The organism is Thermoanaerobaculia bacterium, assembly GCA_035260525.1.
Classification (GTDB): Bacteria; Acidobacteriota; Thermoanaerobaculia; order UBA5066; family DATFVB01; genus DATFVB01.
Genome location: DATFVB010000100.1, coordinates 1 through 8,632, shown reverse-complemented (window position 1 = coordinate 8,632; position 8,632 = coordinate 1). Strand labels below are relative to the sequence as shown.

8 protein-coding genes are annotated in these 8,632 nt (G+C 66.4%); 4 read left to right on the top strand and 4 right to left on the bottom strand.

What is annotated here, in order from left to right:
• From VKH46_04860 to VKH46_04850, 3 genes are all read right to left on the bottom strand, one after another.
• Positions 1-416, bottom strand: a 416-nt coding sequence (locus VKH46_04860) for a sulfatase-like hydrolase/transferase (protein ID HKB70152.1), incomplete at its 3' end; no start/stop codon positions are given.
• A gap of 31 nt (positions 417-447) precedes the next feature.
• Positions 448-1,446: a tetratricopeptide repeat protein gene (locus VKH46_04855; GenBank protein ID HKB70151.1), complete on the bottom strand. Its 999-nt coding sequence runs from the start codon at positions 1,444-1,446 to the stop codon at positions 448-450.
• Between the two features lie 80 nt (positions 1,447-1,526).
• Positions 1,527-4,451: a TonB-dependent receptor gene (locus VKH46_04850; GenBank protein ID HKB70150.1), complete on the bottom strand. Its 2,925-nt coding sequence runs from the start codon at positions 4,449-4,451 to the stop codon at positions 1,527-1,529.
• A gap of 367 nt (positions 4,452-4,818) precedes the next feature.
• Between VKH46_04850 and VKH46_04845 the strand changes: the two genes are divergently transcribed.
• From VKH46_04845 to VKH46_04835, 3 genes are all read left to right on the top strand, one after another.
• Positions 4,819-5,109, top strand: coding sequence for a hypothetical protein (locus tag VKH46_04845; protein HKB70149.1), 291 nt, complete (start codon positions 4,819-4,821; stop codon positions 5,107-5,109).
• Entirely contained in the window at positions 5,106-5,405 is a 300-nt protein-coding gene (locus VKH46_04840; GenBank protein ID HKB70148.1) for a hypothetical protein, read from the top strand. Before VKH46_04845 ends, VKH46_04840 begins: the two co-directional genes overlap by 4 nt.
• Before the next feature lie 326 nt (positions 5,406-5,731).
• Positions 5,732-6,112, top strand: a complete 381-nt coding sequence (locus tag VKH46_04835; protein HKB70147.1) for a helix-turn-helix transcriptional regulator — start codon at positions 5,732-5,734, stop codon at positions 6,110-6,112.
• 283 nt (positions 6,113-6,395) lie between these two features.
• Here the strand turns inward: VKH46_04835 and rho are convergent, their stop codons facing one another.
• The gene (gene rho, locus VKH46_04830; GenBank protein HKB70146.1) at positions 6,396-7,652 is read right to left on the bottom strand and encodes a transcription termination factor Rho; all 1,257 of its coding nucleotides are present in this window, start codon (positions 7,650-7,652) and stop codon (positions 6,396-6,398) included.
• Between the two features lie 195 nt (positions 7,653-7,847).
• Between rho and VKH46_04825 the strand changes: the two genes are divergently transcribed.
• Positions 7,848-8,420: a hypothetical protein gene (locus VKH46_04825; protein HKB70145.1), complete on the top strand. Its 573-nt coding sequence runs from the start codon at positions 7,848-7,850 to the stop codon at positions 8,418-8,420.
• Positions 8,421-8,632 lie beyond the last annotated feature (212 nt).

The following is an 8,632-nucleotide window of genomic DNA, read 5'->3' as shown; positions in this document are numbered from 1 at the left end:
TTCGCGAGGCCGAAACGGGCGTCGAGCGGGAAGGCGCCGATGAACGCGGCGGTCGCGTAGCCCTGCTTCTTCAAGAACGTCGCGAGCGTCGGGATCTTCGGATCGAGGCGGAATCCGTCGTTGTCCCGGACGCCGTGCTGGAACGGATAGAGCCCGGTCAGGATGTTGACGTGCGACGGCAGGGTCACGACGTTCTGCGCGTGGGCCTGCGTGAAAACCCGGCCTTCGCGCGCGATCCGGTCGAGCTGCGGCGTGGCGACCCGGGCATTGCCGGCATATCCCGGAGCATCCGCGCGCAGCGTGTCGATCGTGATCAGGACGACGTCGCGCCCGCGGGCGGCGGGAACGCTCTCCCCCGCCTGCCGGCGGCAGCCCGCGAGGGTCGCTGCCAGCAGGAGGAGGACGATCTTCTTCAACGAGGTCCGACGCCGAGCGCGGTGAAAAGGCTCATCCGTGGTGGGGGGGCGGCGATTTGCGCGCGGGCTTGCCCGGCTTCATCGAGTTCAGGATCTCCTTGACGGTGTCGGCATTGGATCCGGCCGGCGCGAGCTGGAGGTACTTCTCGAAATCGCCCTTCGCATCGTCCATGTGCTTTTCCGCGAAACGCGCGAGCCCACGGTAGTAGTAGGCGTCCGCGTTGTCCGTGCTTTCCGGCGCCTTCGTGATCGCCTTCGTGAACCACTGCTCGGCTTCGGCGCTGCGATTCTTGTTGTAGTAGTTGATCCCCATGTTGAGATAAGGCGCGGGGTCCGGAATCTTCTCGTCCGGGACTTTCTCGAGCGCGGCCTTCCCCTCGTCCAGCTTCCCCTTCTGGAGCTCGAGCTCGGCGATCACGAGCCAGCTGTTCGTGTTGTCGGGAGCGAGCGCGACGACCTTCCGGGCGTACTGGAGGGCGTCGTCGTACTGCTTGGCGTTGTAGCAGGCGAACTCGAGGTGCTCGAGCACCCCCTCGTTGTCGGGCAGCTCGGTCAGGACCTTCTCGTAGCTCGCGCGGGCGTCGGCCCAGTTCTTCGCGTTCCACGCCACGTTCGCCTTCTCGATCGCGTCGGCGGTTTCCTTCGAGATCTTCTTCCCGCCGACGGAGAGCTCCTCGTGCGGCGCTTCCTGCGCAACGGCCTTCTCGAGCGTGACGTTGATCGGTTCGTTGCGGGCGGCCTGTGACACGTTGAACGAGGTCTTCTTCGTCTGGAATCCCGGCGCGGCGATGTCGACGTTCCACATTCCGCCGTTCAACCCCATGCGGGCCCAGTGCCCCTTGCTGTTGGTCTTGACGTCCGGGCCCTTTCCGTCGGTCCACCGCAGCGAGATCGTGGCGTCGGGAATGGGTTTTCCGTCGGGATCCTTGACGGTCCCTTCGAGCCTCCCCATCCCGGTCCAGTCCTGCGCGGAAAGCGCGGAGGCCGACAGCAGGACGAGGAGAAGCAGGCCGCATTTCTTGAGGGACATCGCACTTCCTTTCCACAAATGAAAAAAGGCCCCGCCGGGAGCCTTTATTCCCGGCGGGGCCGAAGGATAACCGAGCCGGTTTAGAAGCTCAAGCGGCCTCCGAACCGCAGGGTGCGGGGCGCCTGGATCTCGAAGATCCGGTTGGCCGTCGCGGTGCCGGAGCAGATGTCCGCATCGTTGCATTTCCCGGCGATCTGCTTCTGCAGGACCGTGTTCGAGTTCAGAACGTTGAACACGTCGAGCGAGAGAGTCAGGTCTGCCTTCTGGAAGAGCGGGACGACCTTTTCGAGCCGCATGTCGAGCTCATAGAGATTCGAGTTGCGGTGGTCGTCCGGGTTCCCGATGAGGATGTTGCGCGTGCCCAGACCGTCTCCCGGGTTCTCGCGGGCGTAGTAGGGCAGCGGGTAGCCCTGGCGCCCGTAGAGGTTCGCCGCGATGTTGAAGTTGAGCGGGAGCTGGTAGAGACCGCTGACGTTGAAATTCCACTTGCTGTTGATGTAGACGCTTCCGAAGGCGCCGCTGTTGGTGGCGCCGCCGTACCAGCCGATCGACCCGTCGTCGCAGGCCGGGCCGTTCGCCGTCAGGGTGTTCGTGGGATCCTGGCAGGCGCTCGAGCCGATCTTCTGCTTCCAGTCGTTCCAGCTGAAGGAGCCGTGCGCCATCCAGCGGTTGGTGAGGCGCTTGGTGAGCTGGAGCTCGACGTTGTCGTAGGTCGTCGAATAGCCGGGCCGGTTGGTCAAATACTTGCCGAAATTGCCGCCGTAGCCGGCGGTGACACCGTAGAGGGGCCCGGTGGTCCCGAGCGGGTTGCCGTTCGTGTCGAAGGCCTCCTGGCCGGGATCGACCAGCGAATAGTCGGCGCTGGTGAGGCCGATGTACGGGCTCCACGTGAGCTTCTTGCGGTTGCGGTGCGTGTAGGAGAGGGCGGCCACGAACTCGGGCGAGATCTGGTGGTCGACGCCGACCGAGAACTCATCCGTGATCGGGGCTTTCAGGTTCGGGTTGATGATGTTGTTCGAGACGGACGACTGCGGGTTGTTCGGATCGACGCCGTAGGCGTAGTAGAAGCCCGCGAGGTCGCCGGGACCCGTGATGTTGTGATCGCCCCGGGCGAAGTACGCGTCGGACAGGTAGTAATAGAGGTAGGAGTATCCGAGCGGGTTGTCGAAGGCAATCGTGCCCTGGCCGAGCTGGTCGGCGTACCGGGCATACGACGCGCGGAGCAGGGTGCTCTTCTGGGCGCCGAGGGCGTAGGTCAGGCCGACACGGGGCTCCCAGTTCTTCCACTTGAAGTCGGTCTTCCCGCCGTCGTAGTGAAGGGTCTGCAAGCAGGGGTTGACGTCGGACGGCGTGCCCTCGCAGAAGCCCGGCAGAGTAGTCCAGCCGAGGCCGGGCGCCGTGCTCGCGTTGTTCTTGCCGTACTGCTCGTCGTACCGCACGCCGACGTTGACCGTGAGGTTCGAGACCGTCAGCGTGTCCTGCAGGAAGCCGTCGTAGTACTTGGTGTTCTCGGCGATGAGCTTGGGCCGGGTGAGCACCGCGAGGCCGAAGTTCTCTCTCGGAATCGCTCCCGTGCCCGCCCACGTCGTGTTCGACTTGAGGTCCACGTTGCGGTATCCGAATCCGAACTTGAGCTCGTGCCCGATGTTTCCCGTGTTGAAGAACCCGGAGAGGTTCGCGTTGACCTGGTGCTGCGGGCGGTACGTGTGATAGTCGACGTACGACCGCTGCCAGACGCCCTGTGCATTCTGGTAGGGGGTGACGCCCATGCCGCCCTCGGGGGCGAGCCCGAAGCCGCCGCCCACGTAGTTGTAGGAGGCGTCGACGACCAGGTTCGGTCCGAAGACCTGCGAGTCCTCACCCTTCCAGATCGTCGTCGGACCGGACTGGTCCCACGAGGTCGGCTGGGGGCGGGTGGGGCCCGAGTTGCGCCCGAACTTCAGCTTGTCGCCGCGGAAGTAGAACCCCGTCCTCGAGTTCGACTCGATCGGCTGGATGTTCAACTTGCCGGCGAAGTTCTCGAGCGTCGTCTTGTCGGTCGTGCCCGAGGCCTGGATGAGGTCGATCTGGTTGCGTCCGTAGCTTCCCCAGAGCCAGGCCTTGTCCGGCCAGAGCGGTCCGCCCGCTTCCACGCCATAGTCCTGGATGTTGAAGATGCGGTTCTGGGCAGCATTCGCGTGGAGCGCCTGCTGCTGTCTGCGATAGTCGGTCCGCGTGTTGTATGCCTCGAGCTGGTGCGGCGTGTCGAAGACGCGGGCGGACCCGTGCACTTCGTTGGTGCCGCGCTTGGTCACCATGTTGAGCGTGACGCCCGGGACCGCGACGGAGGGATCCGTCCCGCCGGTGGTCGCCTGCATCTCCTGGAAGGCGTCGAAGTCGTAGTACGTCGGGGACGAGCCGATCGCCGCCATGTCGGTAATCGTCACGCCGTCGACGTTCCAGGCGTTCTGCGACGGGTCGGTGCCCTTGCCGACGTAGTTGTCCTGCTGGCCGCTCTGGCTGCCGCCGACGTTCTGACGGTCGACGAGCACGCCCGGCGTCTGCTGCAGCACGACCCACGGGTCGCGGCCGCTCGGAATCGACTTCAGCTCCTGCTGGCTGAAGTTCGCGCCCGACGACTGCTTGCGGGTGTCGAGCAGCGGGGACTCCGACGTCACGGTGATCGTCGTCGCCACCGACGCGATCTTCATCGAGACCGCCAGCTCCGTGTTGGTCCCGAGGTTGACCACCACGTTGTTGCGCTCGACCGTGGCGAAACCGGAGAGCTCCGTCTTCACCGCGTAGGTGCAGGGCGCGAGGTTCAGGAAACGAAAGTCTCCCTGAGCTCCCGTCGTCGTGCTCCTCGGCGCGCCGCAGCCGGAGAGGGTCACCGCGACTCCGGGGAGCTTGCCCCCCTGCTCGTCGCTGACGGACCCGTAGATGTTTCCGGACGTCGCCTGCGCGTACATCGACGCGGCGAGCCCGGTCGCCATTGCGAAAATGGCGAGGCTCCTCAAAACCTTCATGAGACTCCTTCCCGGCCCCGCGATGGGGCCTTCGTCCGTCGCCGTGCCCGGTCCCGCGCTCTGGCTTTCGAGCGTCGCCGACCGGCGGTCGACGGCGCTTTCGAATAGCAACCGCGTTGCCACCATTACGTCACTCGTCGGATGTGCAATTCGAAGGACGAAGTGTTGTCGGACGCGAACGGTGGATCAATGCGCCGGAGAACGATCCAATCGCACGGATCATTCCCTGTTGCACGACACGCCATACAGCCGTGTCATGTCACAACAACAGTAACCGTGAAGAAGACACGAATATGACATTTCGAGGCGCGGCGGCGGCGCACGATTTCAATACCCTCGCGGCGGCTCCCGGCGCTACCCTGAAACGATGGAGACCGGATCGGATTTCGAACGGCCGGAAGCGGGCGACTCTTCCAAAGGGCGGACCTCGCTCGTGCTCGCTGCTTCCCAGATCGAGTTTCTCGAGCGGCTCTGCGCGCGCTTTCGCCGCGATTCCGGCGCCCGTTTCACGAAGGCGATGTTGATCCGCGAGCTCGTCGCGGCTCTCGACCGGCGGGGAGCTCCTCCCGCCGGAGTGCGGTCGGAGACGCATCTGAAAGAATGGCTTCGTGGAGTGCCCGACGCGGCGGTCCCCCGGATCGGGGGAGGACGGCCGTGAGAGGCGGAGAAGACGCGCACGATGCGTCCGGGTCTCCGCTCGACGAGCGGCGGGCGATCACCGTCCGGCTTCCGAACGAGACGCTCGCGGCGCTCCAGTTCGTGTCGGCCACGATCCGGCGATCGAGCGGAGCGGCGCTGGGATCCTCGGCGATCGTTCGAGCGCTGATCACCCGCCTGTCCGAGGTCGACATCGACACGCGGCGGGTTCGGACGCTCGAGGATCTGCGCTCGATTCTCTCGGTGAGGCTCGTGCCGTCGGCCGGCCGTGCCGGGGAGACGCGCGTGCATGGCTGATCGCGACGCCCGGTTGTCGCTTCTCGATCACACTCCGTCCCATCGACAGGACGCCGCTCATCCGCTCGCGCCGCTGTCAGATTCTTGCGGACGCTCCGAAGCACGCGAAAGTCACTGTAAAGGCGGGGGCTTTCGTGTCGCGCGTTTCCCGATTCGCATCGGAGGTCCCGTCGCGGCGTGGCAGCGGCGTTGCTGTTCCCGCTCGATCAGGAACGGTCGACCGGCGGTCGCCGGTTCACCGGGAGAGTGGGGAAGTACATGGCGGAACCCGAGCGGGGCGCGTCGTGCGTTTCGGTCCATTGAAGACCGCCGGAGATGAGCCCGGCGTGGCGGTCGCGGAAATGACGCCGTGGGGCCCGCCGCAGGCGGCGAACGGCGAATTCGGGGACCGGCTCCGGCGGCTCCGCGAGGCGCGGCGGCTGAGCCTTCGACGGCTCGCGCGTCTCGTCGCCGTGAGCCCCTCCTACCTGTCGCGCATCGAGCGGAGCCACGTGCCCCCGCCGAGCGAGCGGACGATCGCGAAGATCGCGCGGACGTTGATGATCGACCCCGACGACCTCCTCGCGACCGCGGGGCGAATCCCCGGGGACGTCGCCGCGCGCCTGCTGCGCCGGCCGCACGTCATGGGAAGGCTCGTGCGTCTCGCCGACGCCCTGACGGACGAGAGACTGGAAGAGCTCTGCCGGCTCGCGGAACAGAAGTTCTAGGCGAGCGTTTCCGCGCTTCCGTACGGCGCAGATGGCGATTGTCCGGGCGGCTGCCGGTGCCCTTCGCGGCGGGACAAAGTCTCGCGCAATCGCTGCGCGAGACGACTCGCGCCGCGGGAGCCGGAGCGCCGGCGACAGGGTGACGGCGGGCGCGGTCGAGCCGCTCGTTCGCTGGCGTGAGGAGCGCTCACGGATGTGAGCGCGAAACACGTAATCCTGAGCGCAGCGAAAGGACCTGCCGTCGTCACGCACTCCCGGTCCCCGAGCCAGCTCCCGCGACGGTCTAGAAGCTTTTGAGGAAGTCGGCGTTGGTGCGGAACTTCTGGAGACGCGCGAGCAGCAATTCCATCGCCTGCACCTTGTGGGCGCCGGCGAGCGCGCGGCGGAGCTTGTGGATCTTCGGGAGCTCCTCGGCCGTATAGAGCTTCTCTTCTTTTCGCGTTCCGGACTGTTGGATGACGATCGCGGGAAAGATGCGCCGCTCGAAGAGGTCGCGGTCGAGGAGGATCTCCGTATTCCCCGTTCCCTTGAACTCCTGGAAGATGACCTCGTCCATGCGCGAGCCGGTGTCGACGAGCGCGGTGGCGATGATCGTGAGCGACCCGTGGTTCTCGGCATTGCGCGCGGCGCCGAAGAAGCGGCGCGGCTTCTCCATCGTTCGCGCGTCGATACCGCCCGAGAGGATCTTTCCCTGCCCCTTCTGCATCTGGTTGTAAGCGCGGGAGAGGCGCGTGATCGAGTCGAGGAAGATGATCGCGTGCTTGCCGCACTCGACGAGCCGCCGGGCGCGCTCGGCGACGATCTCGGCGACCGCGACGTGGTTCTGCGCGGAGAGGTCCGACGAGGACGCGATGACGTCGCCGCGCACGGAGCGCCTCAGATCCGTCACTTCCTCGGGGCGCTCGTCGACGAGGAGCACCATCAGCTCGACGTCGGGATGGTTCTTCGAGACCGCCTGAGCCATGCGCTTGAGCAGGGTCGTTTTCCCGGTCTTCGGCGGGGCGACGATGAGGCACCGCTGGCCGCGCCCGATCGGGCTCACGAGGTCGACGACGCGGCCGCACATCTCGTCGGGTTCCGTCTCGAAGCGCAGCCGCGTGTGGGGATCGACGGAGATGAGCTCGGTGAAGGCGGGATGCTTCCGGAATTCTTCGGGCGGGAGCCCTTCGACGGTCTCGACGCGGAGGAGCGTGGGACGTCCGCCGCCGCTCACGCGGCCCGTGATCGTGACGCCGGCCTGCAGCCCCTCGCGCTCGGCGAGGTCCCGCGGGACGAGGGGATCGTGCGCCGTCGGGAGGTAGTTGTTCTTCGCCGAAACGAGCACGCCCGATCCCTTCTCGGGAAGCGAGAGGACGCCGGCCGCTTCCGACTCGACGCCGTGCGCGTGCCGCGCTTCCGAGGGCGCGGAAGCCTCGTCGTTTTGTGGAGCGCCCGGCGGAGCTCCCGCGCCTCCGCCGCCGCGGCGGCGGCGGCCTCGTCTCCGGCGACGGGATTTTCGGGGAACACCGCTCGCAGAATTTCCGGGATTTTCCTGGTCCATCCACCCTCGACGGAATTGGCGTCGCGCGCATGAATACCGGCGAATGCCGGGGCGAGGCCAGGGGGGATCTTAGCACGGAAAGCGAAAACCGGCGGAAATTCGTGGGGAGGGCAAAAAAGGGTCTTGACCGTGGAGCCGGCTCCGTGGTTTAGGGTTGGTTCCGTCGGACTCGATGCGAACGGAAAAGGAGGTCTGATGAACACCCGAACCCTGCTCCTCACGGGCGCTCTCCTGGCGCCGGCCGCGGGCGCGCTCGCGGCCGGCGCCCTCCACGATCGCCCGATGGCGGCGAAGGGCTCCCGCGGGCACGCCGACTGTCCGATGGCCGCCGGCGATTCCGCGGCGCACGGCCATGCGGGCTCCTCGGCGAGCCGGGCCGACGAAGGGATGGGCTTCTCCCAGGCGAAGACGACCCATCATTTTCGGCTGTGCGCCGACGGCGGTTCGATCGAGGTAACGGCCAACGACCCGGCCGACGAAGACAGCCGGGGACAGATTCGGAAGCATCTCGCTCACATCCGGAAAATGTTCGCGGCCGGGAATTTCTCGATCCCGATGTTCGTGCACGACGGAATCCCTCCCGGGACGGCCACGATGAAGCGCCGAGCCTCGGTGATCCGGTATCGGTACGAAGATATCGCCGGAGGGGGGCGGGTGAGACTCTCGACCGGCGATCCCGACGCGCTCGATGCGATCCACGATTTTCTCCGGTTTCAGATCGTCGAGCACGAAACGGGCGATCCGACCGAAGTCGTCGAAGGCCGATAGGCGATAGAGTCTCGGCATGGAGCGGAAACGCGCCGAAGTTCGGCCGGGCGGGTGCGACGAACGACCTGCCCGCGGCACCGCCGGGCGCCGTCCGGGCGAGCTCGCCGATCCGCCTTGGGGCGAGCGCGCCGGACGGAGCGCCGGAATCCCCGAAGGGCGCTGCGGAAGGGGAGTACCCTCCCTTCGCCGGACGGATTCGATGGCATCCCGAT

Coding starts and splice junctions, on each gene's coding strand:
- VKH46_04855 (HKB70151.1), bottom strand. CDS start 1,446: ATGTCCCTCAAGAAATGCGGCCTGCTTCTCCTCGTCCTGCTGTCGGCC.
- VKH46_04850 (HKB70150.1), bottom strand. CDS start 4,451: ATGAAGGTTTTGAGGAGCCTCGCCATTTTCGCAATGGCGACCGGGCTC.
- VKH46_04825 (HKB70145.1), top strand. CDS start 7,848: ATGAACACCCGAACCCTGCTCCTCACGGGCGCTCTCCTGGCGCCGGCC.
- VKH46_04845 (HKB70149.1), top strand. CDS start 4,819: ATGGAGACCGGATCGGATTTCGAACGGCCGGAAGCGGGCGACTCTTCC.
- rho (HKB70146.1), bottom strand. CDS start 7,652: ATGGACCAGGAAAATCCCGGAAATTCTGCGAGCGGTGTTCCCCGAAAA.